Consider the following 26,347-nt stretch of genomic DNA (forward strand, 5'->3'; position numbering starts at 1 on the left):
CCCAACCCCTCTCCGAAAGGAGAGGGGAGTGATTACCGTGACACCCCTATAGAAGATGCTAAAAGGTATAATATTAATCTATAATACCAATCAATCTTGTAGGGTATATCGGTGACTACTCCCCTCTCCATTCGGAGAGGGGTTGGGGGTGAGGCTGCAACTCTTGCACAGTTCTCTAAAAATGCTTACCTTTGTCTACAAATCTAAATAATACAAGGGGTTAAGCCCAAATAAACAAATACATTGAAAGGACAAAGACAGACAATGAAGCATATCAATAACTTTATCGTAGCTGTGGGCTTGACGCTCGCACTCTCTGCTATCACTAACAACGTGTACGCACAGGGAAGTAATATGCAGGAGAAAGTGAAAAACTACTTCCTTCAAACGCTTAAAAAGAAGCAGAATGAAGAACAGAAAAGCAAGGATGCCTTTCAACGTAACAAGACTTATACGACGGATATACAGCAACTGATAAAGAACAAAGATATCGCTCAAAACCAAAAGATGGTGTGGGATGCATGGTGTGAGGCGAATCGCGAACTAAATGAACAGAAGCTCGCAAAGCCTGAAGACTTGCAGAAAGGCATAAAAGCATCGTGGAATTTGCCTGAAACATTGGAAAAGAATGCCGTCATGCCTTACTACTATGGTGTAAAGGGAAGCGCAGCAGGCAAGCTTCCGTTGTTCCTTTACCTGCATGGTTCTGGTCCAAAGGAACATGAATGGGCGACCGGACTTATCTTAGGAAACAGATTCCAAGATGGCCCTTCTCTCTATTTCATTCCACAGATTCCTAATGAAGGCGACTACTATCGCTGGTGGCAAGTAGCTAAACAGTTTGCTTGGGAGAAGCTTATCCGACAAGCATTGGTCGAGGGTAATGTTGATGCTAACCGCCTCTACGTCTTCGGTATATCTGAAGGTGGCTATGGCAGTCAGCGTCTTGCCTCTTTCTATGCCGACTATTGGGCTGCAGCGGGTCCAATGGCTGGTGGCGAACCATTGAAAAATGCACCTGTAGAAAACTGTGCTAACATTGGTTTCTCATTTCTCACAGGGGCGGATGACACTGGTTTCTACCGTAATATTCTAACTCATTATACGCAGACTGCATTTGACTCTGCTCAGCTGGCACGACCGCTTGATGCCGACAAGCGTCCACTCTTTGTTCATCGCATCAACCTACTGCCTGGCATGCAGCATCATATTAAATACGACCTCACTACTCCATGGCTCAAGAATTTCGTTCGTAATCCCTATCCAAAGACGGTTCTCTGGGAAGATTATGACATGGATGGGCGACATCGTTCGGGCTTCTACAACCTACAAGTGTTAGCCTCTCCATCGGAAAATCGCACCTACTATGATATGAATATTCACAACAATGTGGTGACGATTAATATCAAAGAGGTGGAATATACCGCTGTTGAACGAGACAAACATTGGGGTATTGAAATGAGATTTAACCGCAGCTACACAGATGCAAAGGGTGGTAGACTACGTATTTATCTGAATAGCGAACTCATAGACATGAACAAGCCTGTGACAGTTATCGTCAACGGAAAAGAGCTCTATCGAAAGAATGTGAAGGCAAATCTCCAAGACATGATTAATAGCTGTACCGAGTATTTCGATCCTTACAGAGTTTATCCAACTTCCATTGAGATTAATTATTAACTCAATGGGAGCTGGGGAAATCCCCCTTTACCCTTCATTTTGTAATAAAATTTCACTATCCCTATTTCAAAAGATGCTCTTTTGGCTTCAAAAAGACGCCTAATTGGCTTCCAAGAGACGCCCTTTTGACCTCTTAAAGACGCCCTTTAAGAACCCAATTAAGCACCTTTTATCAACCAACTTTGTAACAGTCTGATTATAGGAAACTTACAAAGGCTGTAAAATACACGTTTTTCATACCGCTTTTAAGCCTTGGAAGCGGAATTATTGTAAATAAATTTCACGCCACACTCTTTGATTTTTGGACATAATAATGGTTCTTCCGAAATATGGGGTGATAAATTAAGCCTACTACATATAAAAGTCACACAGAGAGGGGGAGAACACGGAGGTGAAAGCAGACAATCTCACGGAGGTGCCGAAGGCACAAAGAGCAACAGAGCCGTAGTGTACGTGTTGCTGATAACTTTAGTAATAATCTTGCAAACCACTGCTTTGTAATGAAGTAGACCAAAGTATTAATAAAACTCGCAGATATCCTCTGTTCCTCCACACACCAACGGTGCCTCTGTGCCTAACGATTACAACTATATAAAACCTCCGTGTTCTCCTTTGCTCTGTGTGACCTTTCTTCAAAGTTCTAATCTCAAATGGTATCACTCCAAATTGCTGAAGACCCATAATAATAGCATAATGAGCTAAACATAACCCTGTTACTTTAAAGTGAAATACTATGTTATTATGTCTTTTATTACCCTGTTACCATGTCTTGAATCCCCTGTTACCATGTCTCTTGGTACTCTGTTACCATGTCTTCCATTACCCTGTCTCCATCAAGGAATGCAAAACCACAAAAAAAGAGTTGACAAGTTAATTATCCCAAGGAGCCATACCCCTCAAAACAATTAACTTGTCAACTCGTTTACTTGTGTACTCTGTCTACATAAAAAGACTCGTCCACTTAAAAAGAGTCGCCCTCTTAAAGCCTTCTCAAACCTTTCATTATCTCTTCTTCATGAACGCAGCAGGCTTAGCCCTTGTGCTTAAAGGATGGAAAAGCATCACAGGCTGAAGCAGGAACAGAGGACCATTAAGATATAACTGGCTTCCCTGCTGGTTGTACTTATAGATTGCAAAGACATTTCCATTAAATGAATTAAGAGGGAAACCTAAAGGTCCTAAATACGTTAAGCTCTTTATGTAAGCGGCATTCTTACCACTATCCTCAAGAATACCAGCAACCATCTTATCCGCCTTAGAGTAAGACATTCTTGCTGTCATTGTCAACTGATTTGATGCATAATAGTTATAAATACCAGGAACGACCTTCTGAAATTTAGCAAAATCAGCATCACTCACCTGACCAGTACTATGTGCTTCAGTCTGCTGACGAATTAGCTTCATGAATGTACCGTAATGATTGATGTCCCAAATAGCAGTTCTGTAGAAATAAGTGGTATCATTCACTCTCTTTGAAAGAACATATTCACCACCCTTCAATGTCAATGACACGTTAGCAGGGTCAAAGGTAAGCGTCATCTTCATACCAGTGTCACTTGAATTAAAGGTCAACTCGGTATCAGATTTCTTCTCAAGCGTACCAACAATCTGTGTTACCAATGTGTTAATATCAGTTGTAGATGATGTCATCTTAAGAAGGTCGTAACCATAGAGACTATAGGTCTTACCTGCGAGGTCGTCAATGCTACCCTGTGTTACAGTGATCGTATCACGATGCTCTTGGTTCTTCAAAACGAGTGAGAAAGTACGAATCTCACCTGTTGTATTAGCTCCAATATGTGCCACGAAAGCAGAGTCCTTATTCTCAATTGATGTCACACCAGAAGCATCGGCAGCATCAGCAAGTTCCATAGAAGGCTCAGCACCTAATGCGGTATAAGGTAGAGTGAGGGTTGTATCCTTATCACTCACAGCGTAATACTTAGCACCTTTGTACTTGAAAAGAGCTCCAGCCTGCAAGATTGGCAGATTAGTAGAATCATTACCATTCTTGATTGTCAATACAGCAGAACGACTGTCAATAGCTGGGTTGTTAGTAACACTGACTACGATAGAATCGTTCTGCAGCTGAGCTGTTGCCCATGAATCACTGACAGAAACGGTTGAGCCAGCTGGTGCAGTAAACTTCACCCCACCCTTCTGTGCCGCAGCAGTAAAGGTGAGTTTTGAGTTTACCACCTGCACAGGATTCTCACGCAAGTAACTACTACCTGCATCGTTGTCGTCACTGCAGGCAACGAAGCCTGCAGTAACAGCAAGGAGAAGACAAATATTAAATATCTTTTTCATAAAACATTTACTTGTTTAGTTTTACTTGAGACGCAGCAGATGTTGTGAGGAATGAGTTCCAATCTACATCGAAGCGCGCAATACGGTTTGGTAGATACTGTGGCATCAATACTGACTCAGTATTGTCGAATGACTCCTCTGGCAAGATAGAAGGCTTGGCAGGAGAAGCGGTAGCCTTCTTGGTCATTACTGGGTTAATCCAGTAATCCCACCAACCAGCAAGGTTTTGAGAGGTGAATGGTTCGCCTGTATAAGCCCAGAGGATGATACGTTCAGTAGTTAGACCAGTATACTGTGCCTGTCCATTGATGATGCTGAACAATGGTCCACAGAGTGACGCACTGATATCGCCATTGTCTGCTACTGTGAAGGAAATTAGGTTGTAAGCACCCGTACCCGTACCTGTACCTCTCTTCTCATCGATGTTAAAGGCATTACCGATGTTATAGCTTACATTATTTCCATGGAAGGTCATCACCTTCTGACCACCCTGCATCAAGAATGCATTAGCAGAAGCCACATAGGTCAATGGGAATACATAGTCTGAGCCATAAGCACTGTGAACATTGAGGTAGAACTTGCGGTTCGCACCAGAACCTACATATCTCAATCGTGCTGTACGAGTATTCTCAAAGAAGCCCATCTTTCCATCCTTTGATACATATGAGGTCATCGTGAGTTCATAAGTACCCATGAGAGCAGAAAGGTCAAACTGCAAGATCTGTACCTGCGCCTCTTTTATACCATTTGAAATCTTAAGTTTTGCACCACGTGCATTCGTTGCTATTGGATTAGCATCTACCTTAATAGTGAGCTTATCGCCATCCTTAGAGAGGTGAACCCATGATGCATCACAAGTGATATCGAGTTTGTTAAGATATGGAATGGTCTTCGTAATAGTCTTCTCACCATTAGAAGCGTTGATAGCACCTATCATCTTCGCAATGAGATTTACATCAACATTAGAAGCAGTAGACTCCACACCAGTTCCAGAGAACTTAGCAGTAGCCTTATCGAATGTTAAGTCGTACAACTGTACGCCATTCAACATAATAGGCTCATACAAACGGATTCCCTTATCTGTAAAGGCGTAAGCAGACTCAGCAACAAGTTTATCACCATCATAGATAGCCAACTGACGATTGTTCTTATCGGTGACAACGAGTGTGTAAGGCTTTCCACCAATGTTAAGAGCAACATCAGAGAAAACAAAGAGGTTGGTAAGTTCTGTTACCTTCTCTATATATTCTGAAGCTTCGCCAGAGAGTTTATTGAGATACATAGTATTCAACGAACGCTTTCCGTGAATCTTGATACGGTCAGCACCAATGCTATCGATAACGAACTCGAAGTCGCCCTCCTTACCGCGATACTCACCATTCTTTGGAGTAGCATAAATGTGGAGGAAGGTATTGTAAGTATCAAACGACAAAACGGGGCCGTCGTCTTCCTTCATCTTATATAATGACTTTACTTCGCCATCATCAGGATTGTTTTCATAGCGTACAATAGCATTGTCACGGGTGAACTTGATGGTATAAGTCACACCACCATAAGCCTGGTTTCTCTGTGGATAATAGTCTAAAACCCAACCATATTGCGATGCAACCAACGTTTCCTGTGCCTTCTGAAGGAATTCGTCCATACGCTCAGAGTAAGGCTTTCCAAAGACATTCTCTTCTTCTGTCTGGCATGACTGAAGGAAAAAGGCTGGCAAGGCAAGTAGGAGATATATAAATAATTTATTTGCTTTCATATAATGATCCTTTCTTAATAATTAAGATTTGTCAGATTGTAACTGCCACTAACAACGTTGTTCTCACGCTCGATGACAGTATCACGCACCTTATCAAGGTCGACATTAAAGGTCTCTTTATAGTAACGTTTAGCAATCTCGAGCTTCTTCTCAATAGCTGTTACACCTGGCTGCTCTTTTGCTTCTGCACCTTTCGCATCCACAATGGTTGCTTTCTTGAGGAGAGCATTCCACTGTGCATCGGTAGAGATAATGTAAGTACTTACCACCTCAGCAAAGTCCTCACGCTCTTCCTTCTGTGAGTAGGCTGTAACGAAACCACGCTTCTCATAGCCTGTTCCATACTTCTCAGAACTCCATGAGTCATTAACATAACCTGTTGGGGTTACCTTACCAAACTCACGTGGGTAGTCCTTTGTCTGGTTAACGATGTGAACAAACTCGTGGTGAATCGTCTTGAGGTAGTATTCATCCAAGTAGGTGCGGTTGTTCTTGAATCTATCAAGATGGTTAACACCCAAGAGACGAATCTTCTTTCCACCCTCAGCAGTACCGAGTTTTATATTACCATTGTTCTCATACTCGAACTCACCCAAGAAGCTGAAGAGCTTTGGGAAGAAGCGACGTGTGAAATCAATACCTGCAGCTTCGGTATAAGCCTCTACACAAGTGTACTTCACAATATGCGCTAACTCCACAGACTGAGCTGAATCGGCTGGTACATCATAGTAAGACATATCCGACTCATTGTCCTCATAACGCCACTGTATTTGAATGTTATAAGGTACTACGAAGTTCTTGTACAGCCACTTGTCAAAGACAGTATTTGCCGTCTTAGAAGGCTTGATAACGCTCTCGCTTGACAAATTATCGTCTGAACAAGCAGTGAAGCCTGCTGCCACTGCCGCCAATAGCGATAAAGCTAATATGTTTTTCTTCATTTCTTAATCCTTTAATTAGCTATTAAAAAGAGTGTGCACTTACTGGAGCAGAATACTGATTGACCGCTGAAAGTACTGGTAATTTGTACTGAGAGAGGTCAACGAGCTTTGCACCTGCTACAAGAGCCTTAGCTGGGTTGCCAGCAACACCAGCCTCACGAATACTCTGTGGAATCTGTACCACCTGACGTGGGTCGTCCTTCTCCAACCAATCAAGGTTCTTTGAAGGTCTACCATTAGCACCAATCAGACGACGTGGAATCTCGATGTTATAACGTCTGATGTCCATCCAACGCATTCCCTGGTGTACAGTTTCGATACGACGGAAGTTCAGCAAGCACTGTAAGAGTGACTCCTGCACTGAGCCTTCAACGTCAATTTTGAAGCGAGGGCTGATGTGTTTCTTGAAACTTGGTACCATCTTAGCAGCATCAGCGTATGCATATGGAACTGTCTTGAAGTAAGTTTGTACACTTGTTGGGGTAAGGGTCACATTGGTATTGAAGAAGTTCTTCATCCAAATAGTCATATCTGCACAAGCAGCATCATTCTGACCAAGCATGATTTCAGCCTCTGCACGATTGAGTAAAGCCTCATCCATCGTGAAGTTAACGTTCAATGTGCGGAGATAACCAGAGCCTGTCGTAGTATTACGAATCTCAAACTCACGTGGAAGTTTCATCAATAAAGCGAAGTTACTCTCACCTGAATTAACAGTAAATGGCTTCCAAATGAGGTTTGACGATGTACCCCAGATGTTATTACTCAGGAACAATTCTGTCTCTGCCAAATAGTTAGTGAGTGTATAACGCTTACTTATTAACCATGGTGCAAGAGCCATACCAGCATTGCTGACACTGGTCTGAACAAGGAGGTTACAGTCTGCAGAAGCACTACAATAAGCCTCAGCAATCTTCACAGCCTGATCAGACTGACTCAGTGGCATAGCCTGCAAAGCTCTATAATCACGCAAAGAAGCAGCAGGGTTACTACCTAAGAGTTTATCAGCATATTCCTTTGCCTTCTCCCACTTCTCATAATAGAGGTAGAAACGAGTTGCAAAAGCATAAGCAGCCTGCTTATTGAAGTGATACTTTGGCACCTCATATGTATCGTTAAGCAATGGGATACCAGCCTCAATATCAGCAGCAATCTTTGCATAGACATCAGCTACAGTACCACGATTACTCTGTTCTGCAGCTGCAGAGAAGTCTGCAATTCCTGTTGCATAATAGAGTCCAGCATCCTTTGTACTGGTCTTGCCATTATAAGGACGGCAGAATTCGTTAGCAAGGATAAAGTGGTCATAGGCACGAATGAGCAAAGCCTCACCCTTTGAATTACGAAGTATATCGTTCTTTGGACCGCCCTGATCCTCAATGGCAGCCAAAGCTTCATTAGCCTTATAGACACCCTCATAATAAAGCATCCACACCTGCTCAGGAGAGTCATTACCACCCTCTGTCTGCTCTTGCCAGAAGAAGTACTGATCACCACCACGATTACCCTGGCTATTCTGTGCTCCCATGTAATCGGTATTGTCAGACATCCACTCGTTAAAGAGCGTCGGTGTACGGTCAGGATAGGCTGTCACAAGCAGACCCGCAATCTTCTTTGGTGTGTCCAAAGTCGTACGGTTGTCTGGCAACGTATCCAATTGGTCAGAACAAGATGCAAGTATCGCTACTGATGCAAGCATCAAGCTGCCCTTATATATGATATTCTTAATTTTCATATTCGTTCTATATTAAATTACTTCTGGTTCTGATTCAGCATCTCTTTCTTGCCTAAAGGCTGTATCATCTTACAACCATTTGCCTTGTTAGGAACTCCAATGTACTATCAACATTTGGATATTCTCAGCTGAATCTGAAGCCTCCGTTAAAATATTAAAGACCTAATCTCAATGTCAAGGTGAACTGCTTTGGAACTGGTGCAGCCACACCACCTGTATTGAAGAACTCTGGATCCTGACCGTTCAGCTTCTTATCTGAATAGAAAAGGAAGAGGTTAGTTGCCTGAAGCTTCAAAGCTAAACTGCTAACGCCAATAGTTCTAATCATTGCTGCAGGGAAAGTGTAACCCAATGAGATTTCCTTCATACGAATGAAGTCACCCTTTGCGATACGAACATCAGAATAGTTATAAGCATTGTAAGCTACATCCAACTGTGAGTTGTTGCGGTTCTGACGACGTGAAGCAATTACTGGGATATTAGTCATAGTCTCATCGCCACTGTATGTCCAGCGATTACGGAACTCCTTAGGCAGAGCATCCATATCGTCATAGCGGTTACTGAAGATATGGTTCAAACGAACCTTATTACCAAAGCTATAAGTAACGAATACGTTGAGGTCCCAGTTCTTATAACGGAAGACGTTACCGAATGATCCCGTTGTAGTTGGGTCGGCAGGACCTTCGAACTTCAGATACTTAATCTTCTCCTGATCACGCTCCTGGAGGTTAAGACCAGAGATTGTTCTTCTACCATCCTCGTTCATGAATGTAGGCAAACCCTCACCATTGAGTCCAGCAAATGGGATGCTAAAGATAGAGTTTACAGGATAACCTACAAGACTATAACCAGTTCCCTGTACGAGGTCGATAACACGTGCATGGGTAAAGAGACTTGTAATCTCATTGTGTGTCCATGAGAAGATAAAGTTAGATTCCCAACTGAAGTCCTTTGTCTTGATGTTATGTGTATTCAATGAAAGCTCCATACCATTAGACTTCATTGAAGCCACGTTAGCAAGGTTATAAGAACCCAACTGTGGATGGTTCACGTAACCAATAAGGTCACTGTTGCGACGCCAGTAGAAATCAGTTGTAAGATTGATACGGTTGTCAAGGAATCCAAAGTCGAAACCAAGGTTGAACTCACGCTTCTTCTCGTAGGTAAGGTTCTTGTTACCGAACTGCTCATCGTAACCAGTCTCCTGAATAGAAGTGAATGGACGCCAAGGCACTGTTGCTGTGAAGATTGGCAATGAGTTAGTTACAGGAGGACGGTCACCAGTAAGTGAGTAGCTCAAGCGGAATGTAGCATGTGTCAACGCCTGCTTAAACACCTTATTAAACCATTCTTCCTCATGTGCGTTCCATGCACCAGAAACGTTATAGGTTGGCAACCATCGAGCTGATGTAGCCTTACCCAGATAGTTAGTACCCTCATAACGGAAAGTACCAGTCATCTGGTAGCGACCCTTATAAGAATAGGTACCTGTACCGAAGTAAGCAAGACTGCGGATGTGGGTATTTGACAAACCATAGTAGTCTGATCCCTGCTCCTGGAACATCTTGAATGCACGGTAGTTGAGCTTAGCAATCTCACCAGCATCAAACATCATACCCCACTCACGATCGAAAGTAGCCTTACGGTCAACGCTATTACTCTCAACACCGGCATAGAGGTTCACGATGTGTGTATCATTGAATACATCGTTGTAAGCAGCAGAAAGACGGGTATCCCAACCAAAGAAGTGGTTACCTGTTCTGTCAAGAATACCACCCTCTTTGAGGATTGACTCTGGAAGAGCAAATGGGTTGTCAGGATCAGTATAAAGATAAGGATTGGCATCGCGGATAGTTGTTGTACCCATTGCACGATAAGCCAAAGCCTGATTAGAGTTTTCACGAACGATATGCTCCATCGTTGAAGCAGCACTCTTAACAGCTACCAAAGCAGTAAGCTTCAACTTTGTTATTGGCTTATAGTCAATACTTGTCTGTATACGGAAGTCGTGTACATTCAAGTCCATGTAGTTATTGTTCAACTCATTGAAGATATTGAACGGAGCATAGTTACGTGTATATGACTCGGTTGGGTCGAGTGTACGTGAAGTATTCAGAGAGTAAGAGTAAGGGTTGATATCGAAAGCACGACTAACAGCACCAGTTGATGGGTCAATCGTACGGCTCAACGAACCTGGAGCTCTCTGCTTACGGTAAGAAGCATTAGCGATAAGGTTCAAACCTACCTGCTTATTAATGTTGTAAGTCGTGTTGATGTTACCTGTGTAACGCTGAACACGGCTTGACTTATACCATCCCGGATCATACATCGCAGAGAGTGAAGCATAGTACTGACCCTTGTCTGTACCACCAGAAGCACTTACAGAGTGGTTGTGCATGATTGAACTTGAGAAAAGTTGGTCGAACCAGTCAGTATTGCGATACTCAGCAGCACGCAGATAAGCGTTACGTGCATCCTGTGTATTTTCAAGACCGAACTGTCCCTTAGTAGCGTCATACTCAGAGATGAGCTGATACATACGACCATAAACACCACTTGTAGAGGCGTTAGCAATCTCAGCATAATTCAAATAGCCCTTCTTCTCCAACTCACGATAAACCTCCATCTGGTCCTGTGAGTTCATGATATTAAAGTTCTTATAGCTTGGCTTCAAACGGAGGGTGTACTCACCGGTATAGCTCAAATGGCTCTGACCAGCCTTACCTTTCTTTGTTGTTACAACAATCACACCTGCCATAGCACGAGCACCATAGATAGATGTAGCAGAACCGTCCTTCAGAATCTGGAAACTTTCAATGTCATCAGCATTCAATCCTGCAATAGCAGAAGAAATCAAAGTCTTTGCATCACCTGATGACAACGAACTTGCATCAACATTGGCAATGTCTTCCATGATGACACCATCCACAACCCACAAAGGTTTTGATGAACCGAAGATTGACGTGTTACCACGAACACGAATCTTAGGAGCAGTACCGAACGTACCAGACACATTCTGAACGCTCACACCGGCAGCACGACCTTCGAGTGAACGGCTCACGTCCGCCATACCATCGAGCTTAGCTTTTGAAGCATCAATCTTGGTAGCAGCACCAGAGAAGAGGCGTTTGTCTTGCTGGGTCATACCCGTTACGACGACCTCAGTAAGCTGATGATTGTCATTAGAGAGGACAACCTTCATGCCATCTTTTGCTGTTACGGTCTGAGTGACCATACCAATGTAACTGACTACGAGTTTCTTTCCTGCAGGAACGTCGATAGTGAAGTGACCATCAATATCGGTAACTGTACCCGTCGTAGTACCTTGTACCATGACAGATGCACCGATAACGGCTTCTCCATCGTCCTGAGAAACTACGGTTCCATTAATCTTTGCCTGACCAAACGCTGTTCCTAATGACAGGATAAGACCAAACAAAAAGAGAGTAATTCTTTTCTCCATAGATCTCTTTTGATTATTAAAATATTATTGTGTAACTGTTTCGCTAAACTTTACGATTTTATTCCTTTCTGAAACATTTTATTAGAGATGAGTCTCAAACCTAAATATATTGCTGCTTTTTCACAATATAAAAAGATTATTACTTTCATGGGATGCAAATTTAAATATTATTTATATAAGTTGCAAGCATTTTTCGAGTAAAATTACATTTTCTATTAAAATTTAGTTGAATACTTACTGATTTCAACAAAAGAGTACATAAAACACTTATAATTATAAACAGAAGGGTGTTTAGTAGACAAGTAAACAGGTTTTACTTGACAAGTTGACAAGTGAACATCTGAACAAGGTATTAGTTATAAAAGAAGAATATGATTTTGTTTACAAGTTGATAAGTTTTGTTTACATGTAAATGGGCGTGTAAATGAACAAAATTGCTGATTTAAAAGAAGACAAGAGATTAGGGGAGACAGAATAAAGATAAGGTAAAAAAGACAAGGTAACAAAGTATACAAAGACCAAATAACAAAATAATATGGAACAAAGTAATAGCATAATGAATTACTACTTAATCCCTACTCCCCTATCACAGACACCATAGAACAATGATATAATGTAAAGAAAAATCTAATATTCGAATTGAGAAGAGCATAAATTAGCTTGCAATTAACGCCCAATTGACTTGTAAAAGATGCCCTTTTGAGGGCTAACTAACGCCCTTTTGAAACCTTACTAAGCACCTTTTAAAAAGCTACTTTGCAATAGATTGATATTAAAGAAGTTACAAAGGCTATTCAAAAAGAGGTTTTAGAGCCATTTGGGGCAAATAAACAACGAAATAATGTAAAGTAAATTCAGAGGCTTAAGGAGAAACTTTGTGGTAAGATAACAGATAGCTAAGGGCTTGTATTTAGAGTAAAAACATTCTCTCACACATTTAGGAGAATAAAAAGGTTCTTCCGAAACATGGAGTGATAAAGTAAAATTCGTATATTATAAGGCACACGGAGTCACGGAGAGGACGGAGATAATGCAACGTTACGGAGGTGCCGACGGCACAAAGAGCGACGGAGGTATAGCGTACAGATTCTTAATAACTATTTTGGAATAAACGCTTTGTATATAAATTGCTAATAAAATTGGCAAACAAACTCTGTCGCTCTATGCACCGACGGTGCCTCCGTTACCCCATTGCTTTGTTTTAATAATCCTCCGTCTTCTCCTTTTCTCCGTGTGACATTACTTCAAACCCTAAACACAAGTGGCAAACCTTATCACTTCAAAATCCTGAAAACCCAATAAAAATAGGGTGCATCAGAAATTTGATACACCCTAATTATTTTTCATTTTAAACTTATTCTTTCCTAAATCTGGCAGAAGAATAGTACAATTACCTGCGCGAGGAAGATTCGAAGGAACATACTGAGCGGATAAACTGTTGAGTAACCTATAGCTGGAGCCTCACCTGCACAGATAGAGTTAGCATAAGCCAAGGCTGGTGGGTCGGTATAGGTTCCGGCAAGCATACCCATAATTGTGAAGTAATTGAACTTATACTTCAAACGAGCAATAGTGCCGACAATAAGGATTGGAACAATCGTTATGATAAAACCTGTGTACACATACTTCAATCCGTCACCCTGTACTACAGTGTCCCAGAAGGTTGCTCCTGCCTTGATACCTACAGAAGCCAAGAAGAGTGCCAAACCAATTTCACGGAGCATCATATTCGCTGACGTTGTAGTATAGGTCACAAGTCCCATTCGATAACCAAAACGACCAATAAGAATAGCGATAACCAACGGACCACCTGCAAGACCGAGTTTCATTGGTACAGGCATGTGAGGAATCGCAATTGGCAACGTACCGAAGATGATACCGACGATGATACCAACGAAGATGGTTGCAATATTTGGTGCGTTAAGGCGCTTTTCAGAGTTACCCATCATAGAAGCAACGCGGTTTACGTTCTCTTCTGGACCAACAACCATGATACGGTCACCCACGATAAAACGGTGATTGCGACCAGCAAAGAGGTCCATACCCTGACGGCTGATACGTGTTACGTTCACGCCATATACTGAACGGAAATGCATATCGCCCAAAGTCTTTCCGTTAATCTTGCTATTGGTGATAACAATACGACGGCTAACCAACTGTTGTGGCTGGTCTTCCTCGTGCCAGTCTACTTCAATCTCTGGACCGATGAAAGCACGGATAGCAGCTGCGTCACCCTCTGCACTGACAACGAGAATCTCATCGCCTAACTCAAAAATATTATCTAAGGTAGGAACAGACAATACACCTTCGTGCATAAGACGTGTACAAACGAAGTCACGATTAAGGAATTCTGATATTTCTTCGAGCTTACGACCTGCGATATACGCATTTTGTACCTTCAAATACATTGTGTAAGGCTTTGCATGAGGATTCTCAGCTTCTTCCTCATTCAGCTTTTCATTCTCCTCTTGAAGGTTTACCTTGCAGATATAACGGATAGCAATCGTCGCACTGATTATACCAACCACACCCAAAGGATAAGCACAAGCATAACCAGAAGCGATGTCGAAGTCCATGCCATTCTTGAAGACACTGTGGAGTGCTTCATTCGCAGCACCAAGACCAGGAGTGTTCGTCACAGCACCATAGAGCGTGCCGACCATCATAGGAAGATTTGTCTTGTCCTGCGTGTCAAAGAAAATGTAGTAACAAGCAAACATCACAAGGACGTTGAGCAGGATTGCCACCGTCGAAAGAATGTTCAACTTCAGACCACCTTTACCGAAACTTTCAAAGAAGCCTGGTCCGACTTGCAGACCAATCATAAAGACGAAAAGAATCAATCCAAAGTCTTGTACAAAGGTCAATACGGGGATAGGTCCTGTAAATTTAATGTGACCAGCAAGAATGCCCACAAACAACACAAAGGTAACGCCAAGCGAAATACCTCCAATTTTAATTTTGCCAAGGTAGATACCCAAGGCAATGACAATAGAATACAATAGCATAATATGGGCTACCGTATCCTGTTTCGCTGCCGAAAAAATATCAATTAACCAGTCCATAAGTATTATTTAGTGTGTGCAAAGATAAGGATTAAAAGGCATATAATCTAATCTTTTATGACGAATTTTAACCATGTGTCTGTTTTTGTATACGTTACTTTCTTATTTACCTATGTAAAAACTGTTCGTAAGATGTTATTGAGCCTTCGGGATTATGAAATGATGAGATATTCTTTTCAATGTAGACAAATAAAGATGAAAGGCATTGTAGTATAATAACCTATGAGAGATTAAGATAGCCAAAGAAGTAATTGTCTACTTTCATCTTCATGCTAAGGACCTCTAAATCTTTTTTGTTGCTATTCTGGACATGACCTATTCTATTCATTCTAATGATTATAAAGTCCCTCTCCTACTCTCATCACCTAACGTGTCGATGCTTAGCACACATCGTGCTGATGGTGAGCACCAATGGTGTTAGGTGCTAAAAGATTGCGATAAGGCTACATAAATAAAAGAATCCCCTTGTTTGTTGCCGAATAAGTATTCTACAACAAACAAGGGGAATGACTATTTACTAACTACTAATTTACTTTACGCTAATCTTTGCTGCCTTGTTTCCTACACGTACGATGTAGGTACCACGAGCAAGAGAGATGCGTGTGCTATCGTCAGCAACCTTACCTTGGTAAACGAGTTTACCATCGATTGAGTAGATAGCTGTTGTAGCATTCTTTGCACCAAGGATATTAACAGCACCATCGAAGAACTGAATCTTAACATCCTTATCAGCTGTAACAGCATCAATGCCTGTTGGGTCAGGTGTAAACGCGATGTAGTTTGTATAGATAAGTGCATTAGGGAAGTTATCGTTCGACATCACACAAACAAGGTTGGTGATAGGCTGAGTGAGCTTCAATGTAGTTACACCATTCTCAACGGTATACTCATCATTGACCTCTAACTTCTCACCTTGTAACTCGCCATCTTTATAGGTCACATTACCGATGAACCAGTGGTAGGTTGTCATCTCACCGCCAACGACAGCTTCAGAACTGAGGTCAACCTTACCATCAACGCACTTAACATCGATTGGTGCCTGAAGGTTGTAAGAGTATCTATCAAATCGTTTGCCGTTATTGCTTGGCAATGGCATTGTAGAGAACTTCAGACGGTTGCCAACAACGTTGAGAACTCTAAGGTTGGTATTCTTTGATACGTCAACCTTTGTCAGCTTATTAGCATTCAACCACAACTGCTCTAACTGAGGAAGTTTGTCGAGTGACACGCTTTCGAGGTCGTTATCGCTCAAGTCAAGGTTCCAAAGCTTAGGGTTGTCAAGCTTGATTTCCTTCATCTTATTGCTTGAGAGATAAGCAATACCAAGGTTTGGTGCCTTTGATAAGTCGAAGTTCTTAATCTTATTACCCGTTAACGAGATAAAATTAAGTTTTGGGAAAGCTGACAAATCAATGTCAGTCAACTCATTTGCTTCAAGGTTCAAATCAGTAAGATTTGGTGCTGCAGGGAGCTTAACAGATGTCAGCCCTGCATGAGTTATAGAAATGAGCTTTGCCTCCTTCAAACCAGTGAGGTCTACATCAGTCATATTAACGTTTGAAACACTGAAGACTTTCACCTTATCATCAGCCTCAGCAACAAGCACACGTACCTTTGTATTCGGCTTTGACTTAGCTCGGAAGATCTTGTAAGTCTCTCCAAGTGTATACTGTGTAACATTACCATTGCCGCCCCACTCGAAGTAAACAGACTTACCAGGAACATAGCTTGCAAGAGACAATACTACGCTATCGGTCTGGTTGACAGTAGTAAATGATGCTAACTCATATTTAGGGAAGGCAATAGGATGAACATAAGTAGTCTTAAAGACATTCTTTCCGTCGAAATCAGGATAAGCAGGATGTCTCATCTCACAATAGATAGAGTCGAGCGCAAGGTTGGTGAACTTAGCTGAACCATTGGTAATGGTATAGTCTGTACCCAACTGTAACGGTGTACCATCTTTCTTCTTCCATACAAAGTTAGTTGTTGAACCATCCTTTGTTATATACTGCTCAGAGAGGTCGATACCTGGTGAAGAGGTTGAAATCTGCAGTACATGCTGTGGTGCATAGATAAAATTGCCACGAGTCAGACCGAAGTCGTTAGGCATATTAGCCAATGTGAAGTAGTTACCACTAACATTCAACTTCTTAACTGGTGCTACAGGTGGAATCTTCACCTCAGTAAGTTCGTTGTTTGCCACATTGATATCCTCTATAAGTTCGCTGTGGTTGAGGAGAAGACGAGTGAACTTATTGTAAGAGATATCAAGCATACGCAAGTTGTCGGCATCCTTAAGATCCAACTTATTCAGTTTGTTATGACTTACGTTCAGCTTAGTTACGCCATAGATGCTATGGAAGAGCAATGAGTCAACTTGGTTATGACTAATGTTGATATCAGTCAACTTACTCTTATTAAAATAAGAAGATGGACCACGAAGATCAACACGATTTAGCTGATTATGAGAGAGGTCGAGCTTCTCAAGCTTATTGTTGTAAGAGAGGTCAATAGTAGTAAGACCTGCATTCTTCAACGTCAATATGCGAAGTTCTGTAAGTGCAGAGAGGTCGATGTTATCAATGTATTGACCATCAGACTCAAGACTTGTTACGTACTTATCTTGTGGAACATATATAATAATGTTACCTGCGCCTGTACGTGTAGTAGCAATATTTGCTGTAGCAGGACGCTCTTCCTTAATCTGGAATGGCTTTGTTTCTCCATCACCTAAGTCAACCTTTACTGTTACAGGATTAGCTGCTGTAGCACCAAGGATACCCACTGACATGTTAACAGGAGAACCCTCTGATCCAAGACTTGACATTTCAACAGCCTTCACATCCTTACCGAACTCGGCAACAGTCTTCACACGGAAGTTCTCTGTGCGGATAGGATAGTCTCTGAGTCGGCTATTAGTGAACTGAACAAAGACCTCTTCATCAAGAGCTTTCTTCAAAGTAACCTTACCTTTCTCGTAAGAATAATAGCTGTCATCTAACTCTACTGGCTTTGTTGGGTCAGCCTTTGGAACACGATAGAGTCTTGCCTGAGTTGTTGTATTTGCACGAAGCACACGCTTGCTAAGGTCGATAACATCACCTACCTTATATGTATCGTTCAGCTCCATAGGGTTTTGCTCGTGGTAATACTCAAACCAGTTGCCTGGCTCTGGCAGTGTAGCAAAGTCCATATAGTTATAACGTACGTTGACACTATAGAGTGCAGGGTTCTGACTAACGTCGAGCTTTCTCAAGAGGTTACGGTCACAAGAGAGTGTAAAGAGCTTTGGATTGCTTCTTAAATCAAGTTCCTTCAAGTTATTACCACCACAATAGAAGTAGTAAAGTTCAGGACAATGAGATACATCAATGGTCTCAAACTTCACGTCAGTATTGACAGTTCCAGAAGAGTGAGAGATATAGAGCTGTGTAATCTTAGGGTTATGACTGAGATCAAGTGTCTTTACACGAGAGTCACCCACGTTGAGAATCTGCAATTCTGGATTCTTTGAGAGGTCTACACTTTCAACACTTGTCATGTCAAGACTCAAACGCTGCAGATATGGACAGCCTGTTGGATCTGCTATCTTGAGACTGATAGTGTGGTAAGCATCAAACGAACGGAGATTAGGGAAGTTCTTCAGTGTGAAGTTTGGAGAGATATGTCCAATCTGTGGAACCTCCAACACCATAAGATTAGGCATACGACCAATCATCAATGGAGTTGTAGCAGAGAAAGGATTATCCTGTAAATAGATAATGTTCAGACTCTGTAAACGGTCTATGTTGAGTGACTTTAAGTTGTTATGCTCTAAGTTCAAGACTTGGAGTTTCAAGTTGTCATTAAACTGAATTTGGTCGATCTCGTTACCAGAAGCATTGAAGAAATAGAGGTCGTCTGGGTCACCAGAAATCGTTACCCAGCCTGCATCTGTCACAGCACTTGTACAGAGAGTACCCTTAATGGTCTGTTCACCATTATCATTCTCAACAATAGCTTTCTTAATCTCAACTTCGGTATCACCAGAACCATAGTCGATAGAAACATCGGCCTTGTCAGATTTAGAGCCCAACACAAAAGAAACCTGTGCTGCCACACCAGATTTTTTTGCCTTTTCAGGCACATTGGTGTGGAATCGAATCAAAACTTCGTCTTGCGCATGGGCAGCAAGCGAACTCCACAACATAGCCATCACTAAGAGGAGGAATGATGGAAAAAAAGTAAATTTGTGCTTCATATAAATATAAATATTATTGTGTTCTGATTTTATAGCTTATGTTTACTTATCGTATTCCCAAAGGTTAGGAGTGTTAGTCCTATCCTTTGGGAATATTATTCGATGTGTATCAAGTCTTAATAGATAACGATACGTTGTGCCTTACCGCCATTTACTTGAATCAAGTAAACGCCCTTGTTCCATGAAGAAGCATTAACGTTAAGTTCGTCACCTTGTGCAGAGAGCGAGTGAACTAACTGTCCGCTGAGTGAGTAAGCACGTAGATTCAGCTGCTTTGCACCAGCAAGGAAGGCTGAGAAAGAGCGTTCGCCAGTCATTGTGATGACAGGTACTGCTTGACTCTCAGCGTATCTTACGCCATTAATACCATTGGTTTCCTTTTCTTTTAGTACCTGCTTCAAACCTGCGTAAGCGTCAAACTTACCTGCACCCCACTGTACTGGGTCGCCCGTATTAGTAACATACTTATCCTTACGAGCGGTCTGCTGGATGATACGGACTACGTCCTTGACTGTCAAATTAGGGTTGGCTTCAAGCCAGAGGGCAATAGCACCAGCCACAACAGGCGTAGCCATAGATGTACCGAGTGATTGATGCCAGTAGTATTTCTTACCACCTTTCTCCAATCTACCCTGCAATGCCATGTCACTATATCCTAACTCTTGATTCTCTACAGCGTATGTATTGACAGAAGAGATGATAGATGCACCTGGAGCACATACGTGTGGAAGGTTTCTACCATCGGCTAATGTACCGAAAGAAGAGAAGCGTGAAGCCTCACCTTCAGGGAAGTCATCTTCGTCACCTCGCTTGTTGTAACCATAAACAAAGCCGTCGAGAGATGACCAGTGGTTGCGTACATTGTAGCTACCAACAGTAACGATGTTTGCAGCACATGCCATATCGCTGATAGAACCATTGCGTGTTCCGCTTACGAAACCCTCCTGCTTGTTACTATCGAAGTAGATAAACTGTGCATCGCTATAAACTTCAACACGCTGTCCAGGCTTCTTACTCTTTATTTCCAACGCCAGTTTATAGTGCCCATCCTGATTTTCTTTCTGGTTATCACTGGTCATTATCTGCGCCATAGCATAGTAACGGCCCGTTTCAGCATCTATAGCAGAAGCTGCTGTGACGTAACCATCAAACGCTTTCGCAAAGTTTGGGTCAATCACAGCGCCTGACATTGAATAGTCATTACCACCTGATGCATAGGTCACAGGTTGACCATTTGTATTCTTTAAAATAGGAATTCTGGCTACAGCACGATTACGACGATTTGCATTAGTAACAACGATTTGTAACTCGAATTCTGTAGAGTCATTACTATAAGCTGCTATCTGTCCGTTACGAAGATTAAAGTAGGTCTTACCTCCAGAACGCAAAGTATCTGGCTGCATTGGCGTGAGAAAAGTCTTAACTATCTCTCCCGCATCCTTAAAATCCTTCTTTAATGCGATGCCCATGTTCGCTTCGTTACCTGCAGCAACACAGATAATAGCGTGTTTTCCTTCCTCTGCAAGGAAACGATTCATTACACTTGTAGAGTCGTGTACACCAATGTTACTACCTAATGAAAGGTTGATAACACATGGCTTTGGCTTCTTTCCTGATAGTAGTGAATACTGTACGACATCATCAACACCAAATGCAATATACTGGTCACGCAAATCACCGCACGAAGCAACAAGCTCTGACTCTGTCGCACAACCATAGAAAGGATTAGGACCAATCACCTTATAAGACCTGTCGTTATCGTTAGTCTTAGCATAGGTGATATCGCCTTTATATCCACCTGCCATGATTCCAGTAGTGTGAGTACCATGGAACGTAGTGTAGGAATCGGTCGTAAAGTCCTCAATAGCGTATGCATTATCACGGTTAGTCATGGTGTCAAGCACGGCACGAGGGTAATAGTTATCAAATTGATAACCATCCTTATTCGACTGACTGGCTGTGATCTTACTGATATAACCGAAACGTGTGCTGCCGTCTGGCTTGAGGAAGTTGATATGGTTAGGGTCAATACCACCATCAACAATACCCGTTACAACGCCTTTACCAGTGTAAGCCTGTGGGAGATCGAGACCTTGGTGAATCTTATCCACACCAATCTCCTTACGAACGACATCCATCTTCTGATAGACACGACGTGGGAGTTCCATACGACGAACGCACTTCAAGTCTGCAATACGCTCAATGTCTTTTATTGGAGCTACGACAATGGCAATATTACCACGTACTCGCAGCACCCTTACTCCTTGTGCCTCTAAGTCTGCACGGCCGTTCTGATCCTTCAGTTCGACCATTGCCATTGTGTTCTCTGGTACACTTTTTGGACGTTCAAACGAACGTGTACGACTGTTGTAGGTAGGAATGGAAGTGTTACGGAGTTTGAACAGTTCCAACTGACTTTGTAGGTCAATCTTCGACTGACCGTAAGCTAATCCTACCGAACATAAACAAAATACAGTGAGTAGAATTTTTCTCATCGCTTGTTGACTATAAATTTTTTACCGTTAATAATATATACTCCATTAGGCAGTTGTGTGTCTTCTATGCGCTTCCCATCAAGACGATAGACTACAGCCTTGCCTTGCTTTACAGACTCTATGGCTTCAATGCCATTTGTTTCGCCCTTGAGAAGGACCTCCAGACGGTCGCCATTCTTCAAATCAAACTCAAAGCTTGTGCCGCCAGGATAAGATGGGTTAAGTTTCGTTCCATTGAGTTTAACCACCATCTTACTCAAGTCGTTGCCGTATGCACCAAGCATGAAGTGATGATCGTCGGCTGAGAACATAACAGTGTTTTCGCCTGTCTGCATCTTTACCGTTGAGTGATCAGAGCGGTAGAAGTTGAATCCATAGTTCGCAAGGCTGATGTCGTCAATGAAAACCGTTGCCTTTTGGTCGCGTACAATGGCTGATGTCTTAACCTCAATCGTCATACCATCGGTTAATCTTATCTCGTATGCTCCTTCGTAATTGGCGGTTACGGGATTTCCATTTACCTTCAGTGATTCAACCTTACAACCGCTGTTTGGCTTTATTTGGATAACGTTGTTCTTCTCGCCTAACTCAATATTATTACTGCCATTCTGTAGCGTTATCACCTTATTATTATAGCTTTGTCCCTCATAAGCGGTAATATTTGCTGCGTTATCAACAGTCAACACAGCCTTTACAGTAGCATATTTATGTGCTTGAATATCAAAGACAAGATTGTCCTTCACGTAACATTCGTAGTTACCATATATCGTAACGGCAGTTCCATTGACCTTAAAAGCATCTAAGGCATAGTTACTTTGGTCGAAAGTTAATGACAATTTTGTTCCAGCTTTCAGCTTGAAATCAGCGTCATTGTAGTTCTTAACTTCCACACCATCAGCCATTACCTTTGAGATAACACCCTTCGCAGCCTCGTTAGAAAAGTTGAACTTCACTGGATAAGATACGTCTGGATAATCGGCTTTAATATCTACAACACAGCCTGCAGTCAACGTTACAAAGTATTGACCGCCTGAAGAAGCTACGTCATTACCGTCGATGGTCACTTTATATATAGGGGCATCGCCATAATTAGCATTGGTAATTACAAGCGTTTTCTCGGTATTAGGAATCCATTTAACCGTGTTTTCACCATTTTGCAACGCTACCGACGTGTGTGATTCATAGCGAGATACCCTCACTTTTGAGGCATTATCAACGTTTACAGTACATGAACCAGTGCGAGCAGCAGCTAAATCAGCACTTTTAACAGTGAAGAGCTTATTATTGTCTGCATCCGAAACATAGATGTTGCAACTGGTTAGATTATTAATAGTCTGTGGTGCAGAGTTGTCATCATCAATCGTCTTGAGAACGCTCTTTAAGTAATAACCCTGTTTCGCCTCAATGGTTAAGGCACCATATTGAGGCACAGTTATTTCATTTGTTCCGTTAGCAAGATTGACAACGGGCATGTAATTTACTTTGACAGAAACTCTGTTGATATCATCAACTTTGACTTTTACAGTAGTGTCAGCCTTTACGTTTACTGACGAGAACGCCAGTAGCATTAAGAAAATAAAATAGTAAACCTGCTTCATATATACATATTTATTAGTGACCAAATATCAGATGCAACTCTTATCTCTATGGTATCTTAACTCTTATTTGAAGAGTTTTTTAGACGAATGATGAGTAAATACTCTTACAGGTTATTCGTTCTATAACATATCTGGTGCAAATATAAATATTATTTATAAAAGAAGCAATCTTTTTTCGATTAAAATTATACTTTAAATCATAAAATGTATTATTAATTTCTATTTCAAACAAAAGAGTACATAAAACACTTATAATTATAAAAACCTCGTAGTTTGTAAGCTACAAAAGGGTTGAGCAGATATTTAGATAAAAGAGAACGGGATGTGGTTGTAAAAAGGACACATTTGAATATGTAAATAAGTAGACAAAAGTATACGACATTAGTTTAAGAAAATAAAAGATATTAGAAAACGAAGTAAACAAGAAGAATTATACATATTGTGGTCTAATGACCGATTTGGGTTAAATAGTATGACCCATTTCTTACAACAAATTAAACTCAAATCGCTAATATATTACAACGTAATTAGTACTCAGCACCATTGGTGCTAAGCATCAGCACGACATGTGCGGGGCGTCAACACATCATTTGAAGACAAAAAGAAAGGGACGATAAGATTATGGTAATAAAGATAATAAGCCACTAATTTCTAACGGATATAGGGAATGTTTACCTGACGGCAATACTTAGAAAAGCTGTTATAGCCTATCTTTATCAATTCTTTTTGTATGAAAAAACAACCCGACAACGATTGTTTATCATTGTAGCAAAGGCAAAATAAAAGTTCTTCAAGCTAACTCAACAAACAGAACACACAACTCGTCTACTTGTCAACTCTTAACTCGTCAACTCCTCAACACATAACTCGTTTACTCGTCAACACGTAGACTCGTCAACTTTACAAAGTTATTTCTCCAGAACCAAAGCAGCGATGGTGCTGTTCATCATAGACAACACAGAATTGTCCAGGGGCAACGCCATGGATATTTTCGGTAGAGTGAATAATACACCTACCGTCCGACAACTGTTCAACAGTTGCTGGATGGTACTCAGGTGTGTGGCGAATCTTGAAGGTAATCTTCTCAGGTAAAGTTGTGATACCTTCTGTTAGGAAGTGGAAGTCATGGAGCGGGAAATCTTTTTTGTAGGCTGTAGCAGGGTCATAGCCATGACTTACATACAGGATATTTTTAGTTACATCTTTTTTAATAACGAACCAAGGGCCACCGCCAAGACCGAGTCCCTTCCGTTGCCCGATGGTATGGAACCATAGTCCTTTGTGTTCGCCAATCTTTTTTCCCGTTTCAAGTTCGATGACGTCGCCTATTTCTTCGCCTAAATAGCGGCGTACATACTCATTATAGTCGATATTTCCAAGGAAGCAGATTCCCTGCGAATCCTTTCGGTGCGCATTGATAAGATTCTCTCGCTCGGCAATCTCTCGCACCTCATTCTTCTCGTAGTGGCCAATAGGGAAGATTGCTTTCTTCAGCTGCCAGTCGTAAATTTGTGCTAAAAAGTCGGTCTGGTCTTTGACTGGATCAGGACTTGTAGTGAGCCATTTACGTCCGTCAATCCATTCTGTCTGTGCATAATGGCCCGTTGCGATGAGGTCATAGTCATGTCCCATCTTCTCATCAAAAGCCCCAAACTTTATCAGTCGGTTGCACATCACATCTGGATTAGGCGTAAAACCAGCCTTCACCTTCTCCATGGTATAGCGTGTCACCTGGTCCCAATATTCCTTATGACAGTCGATGACTTCCAACTTACAGCCAAAGCGGCGTGCCACAAGTGTAGCCATTTCAAGGTCTTCTTCAGAGTTACAGTCCCAGTCTTCCTTCTCTTCTGGTCCTATCTTTATATAGAAACAGTCGGGATGCAGCCCGAATCGTGCAAACTCATAAACCACAACCGAGCTGTCAACACCGCCAGAGAGGAGAACGGCAATACGCTTACCTTCGAGTTCCTGAATATTCATCTTTACAATCTTTCCTTCTTTCTTATTCTTTTGTTCTGACTTTCTCGTCAGCTGTTTTCTTCTTATGTGCTACTTTCATTCTATCAAATCCCATGCCATAGACACCATTGACAGCACCTTGTGATACAAAGGCATTCGGGTCTATTTCGTCAATCACTTGATAGATGGAGTGGGCTTCAGAACGGCGTGCGATGACAAAGAGCATTCCCACCTTCTTACCTGTATAGAATCCGCGTGCTTCAATCACCGTACAGCCACGATCAACATCGTTGTTAATGGCAGAACCAATCTCTCCCCAGTGTTCAGAGATAACAAAGAACTGCACCGAACCACGCATACCATTAATAAGGTAGTCCACTACATAGGTCATTACGAAGAGAACTATGTAACCATAGATAACCTTTTCCCAATTCGCTAAAACCAGATAACTGGAGGTAATGATACATAGGTCGCAAGCAAGAATGACACGTCCGAGTGACACATCACGATACTTGTGAATCATGGCTGCAATAACATCCGACCCGCCCGAACTGGCATTATACTGCAAGGCGATGCTGACTCCGACACCTAATAACACACCACCTACAACGCAGGCGAGGAAAGGTTCGTCTGAAAACAACGGATGTCCAGCAAAGACCTCACGCAATACCGACGTCGAAAAGGCGAACACCAGTACGGCAAAAATCGTCCTGACACAGAACTTCCAACCCAATATCTTTAACGCGACAAAGAGCAGTATGCCGTTGATAGTAAGGTAGGTATACTGCACTGGGATATCAAGACCCCACTGAATAACCGATGCAATACCCGCAATACCACCAATCGTAATATGATGTGGCAATAAGAATGCACACCAGCCAAAGCTGCCGATGATCATTGCCAATGCAATCATCAGGAATTCGCGTACATCTCTAAACTTGTTTTTTCTTTTTCTTACCATTGTGTTTGTCAACCATTAGCATTTTGCAAAGTTAGTGAAATAATTATGAAAGTCAAGTGAATAGCGAAAATTTTTGCGCACAAAACTTATATCTTTCAGATGTTTTTATTATTTTTGCGCATAATTTTTAGCCTTATA

The 26,347-nt window shown here is 41.8% G+C and carries 12 protein-coding genes; 1 reads left to right on the forward strand and 11 read right to left on the reverse strand.

Annotation, left to right across the window (positions count from 1 at the left end; translation table 11 throughout):
- Positions 1–264 precede the first annotated feature (264 nt).
- Positions 265–1,680, forward strand: a complete 1,416-nt coding sequence (locus tag J4861_RS00115; protein WP_211816170.1) for a hypothetical protein — start codon at positions 265–267, stop codon at positions 1,678–1,680.
- A gap of 1,002 nt (positions 1,681–2,682) precedes the next feature.
- On the opposite strand, the gene J4861_RS00120 is transcribed toward J4861_RS00115, so the two are convergent.
- From J4861_RS00120 to J4861_RS00170, 11 genes are all read right to left on the reverse strand, one after another.
- Positions 2,683–3,990, reverse strand: a complete 1,308-nt coding sequence (locus tag J4861_RS00120) for a BACON domain-containing protein (RefSeq protein WP_211816171.1) — start codon at positions 3,988–3,990, stop codon at positions 2,683–2,685.
- A 7-nt stretch (positions 3,991–3,997) separates the two neighbouring features.
- The gene (locus J4861_RS00125) at positions 3,998–5,746 is read right to left on the reverse strand and encodes a DUF4302 domain-containing protein (RefSeq protein ID WP_211816173.1); all 1,749 of its coding nucleotides are present in this window, start codon (positions 5,744–5,746) and stop codon (positions 3,998–4,000) included.
- A gap of 14 nt (positions 5,747–5,760) precedes the next feature.
- Positions 5,761–6,687: a zinc-binding metallopeptidase gene (locus J4861_RS00130; RefSeq protein ID WP_211816174.1), complete on the reverse strand. Its 927-nt coding sequence runs from the start codon at positions 6,685–6,687 to the stop codon at positions 5,761–5,763.
- Between the two features lie 22 nt (positions 6,688–6,709).
- Complete coding sequence (locus J4861_RS00135; RefSeq protein ID WP_211816175.1) at positions 6,710–8,422, reverse strand: RagB/SusD family nutrient uptake outer membrane protein; 1,713 nt, start codon at positions 8,420–8,422, stop codon at positions 6,710–6,712.
- A gap of 154 nt (positions 8,423–8,576) precedes the next feature.
- Positions 8,577–11,885, reverse strand: a complete 3,309-nt coding sequence (locus J4861_RS00140) for a SusC/RagA family TonB-linked outer membrane protein (RefSeq protein ID WP_211816176.1) — start codon at positions 11,883–11,885, stop codon at positions 8,577–8,579.
- A gap of 1,364 nt (positions 11,886–13,249) precedes the next feature.
- Positions 13,250–14,950: a putative transporter gene (locus tag J4861_RS00145; RefSeq protein WP_211816177.1), complete on the reverse strand. Its 1,701-nt coding sequence runs from the start codon at positions 14,948–14,950 to the stop codon at positions 13,250–13,252.
- Between the two features lie 529 nt (positions 14,951–15,479).
- Positions 15,480–19,193, reverse strand: a complete 3,714-nt coding sequence (locus tag J4861_RS00150) for a DUF6383 domain-containing protein (protein ID WP_211816178.1) — start codon at positions 19,191–19,193, stop codon at positions 15,480–15,482.
- A 116-nt stretch (positions 19,194–19,309) separates the two neighbouring features.
- The gene (locus J4861_RS00155) at positions 19,310–21,688 is read right to left on the reverse strand and encodes a S8 family serine peptidase (RefSeq protein ID WP_211816179.1); all 2,379 of its coding nucleotides are present in this window, start codon (positions 21,686–21,688) and stop codon (positions 19,310–19,312) included.
- Positions 21,685–23,286: a hypothetical protein gene (locus tag J4861_RS00160; protein ID WP_211816181.1), complete on the reverse strand. Its 1,602-nt coding sequence runs from the start codon at positions 23,284–23,286 to the stop codon at positions 21,685–21,687. Before J4861_RS00160 ends, J4861_RS00155 begins: the two co-directional genes overlap by 4 nt.
- Positions 23,287–24,186: 900 nt before the next feature.
- Positions 24,187–25,269, reverse strand: a complete 1,083-nt coding sequence (gene mnmA, locus J4861_RS00165; protein WP_211816183.1) for a tRNA 2-thiouridine(34) synthase MnmA — start codon at positions 25,267–25,269, stop codon at positions 24,187–24,189.
- 22 nt (positions 25,270–25,291) lie between these two features.
- Complete coding sequence (locus tag J4861_RS00170) at positions 25,292–26,209, reverse strand: YitT family protein (RefSeq protein WP_211816185.1); 918 nt, start codon at positions 26,207–26,209, stop codon at positions 25,292–25,294.
- Positions 26,210–26,347: the final 138 nt, after the last annotated feature.

This window comes from Prevotella melaninogenica (genome assembly GCF_018127925.1).
Taxonomy (GTDB): Bacteria; Bacteroidota; Bacteroidia; order Bacteroidales; family Bacteroidaceae; genus Prevotella; species Prevotella melaninogenica_C.